This window comes from Pseudoalteromonas sp. S2721 (assembly GCF_005887425.1).
In the GTDB taxonomy this organism is placed as follows: domain Bacteria; phylum Pseudomonadota; class Gammaproteobacteria; order Enterobacterales; family Alteromonadaceae; genus Pseudoalteromonas; species Pseudoalteromonas simplex.
Genome location: NZ_PNCZ01000104.1, coordinates 1 through 530, shown reverse-complemented (window position 1 = coordinate 530; position 530 = coordinate 1). Strand labels below are relative to the sequence as shown.

Genomic DNA, 530 nt, shown 5'->3' with positions numbered 1-530 from the left:
GGCGAAGACGGGAGTTGAACCTGTGACCCCATCATTATGAGTGATGTGCTCTAACCAACTGAGCGACTTAGCCATCGTGGCTGGGATACCAGGATTTGAACCTGGGAATGGCAGGATCAAAACCTGCTGCCTTACCGCTTGGCGATATCCCAACGCTAAACTTGAAGAGTTTTAGTTCTACTTAAGAACATGGTGCGGAAGGAGAGACTTGAACTCTCACAACCGAAGTTACTGGAACCTAAATCCAGCGCGTCTACCAATTCCGCCACTCCCGCACATAGTGTGATGCAAGTGTATAGTAATGGAACCTAAATCCAGCGTCTAATCAAGACACCAGCCAATTCCGCCACTCCCGCATCATAAGGTTTGCTAATTTAAACTCTTAGCGTGAGTTTTCTTACTCACTCTCTTGGTAGAGAAAGTGGCTGGGATACCAGGATTTGAACCTGGGAATGGCAGGATCAAAACCTGCTGCCTTACCGCTTGGCGATATCCCAACAAAGAATAATTTGATAGTTTGAGTTCTTATC

The 530-nt window shown here is 46.6% G+C and carries 4 tRNA genes; all 4 read right to left on the bottom strand.

Annotated elements, in window-relative coordinates:
• The 4 genes from CWC02_RS20465 to CWC02_RS20450 all read right to left on the bottom strand — a co-directional run bounded on the left by CWC02_RS20465 (position 1) and on the right by CWC02_RS20450 (position 497).
• Positions 1-73, bottom strand: a tRNA-Met gene (locus CWC02_RS20465).
• A gap of 4 nt (positions 74-77) precedes the next feature.
• Positions 78-152, bottom strand: a tRNA-Gln gene (locus CWC02_RS20460).
• A 38-nt stretch (positions 153-190) separates the two neighbouring features.
• Positions 191-275: transfer RNA gene (locus tag CWC02_RS20455), tRNA-Leu, on the bottom strand.
• Positions 276-422: 147 nt separating this feature from the next.
• Positions 423-497 (bottom strand) — tRNA-Gln (locus CWC02_RS20450).
• Positions 498-530: the final 33 nt, after the last annotated feature.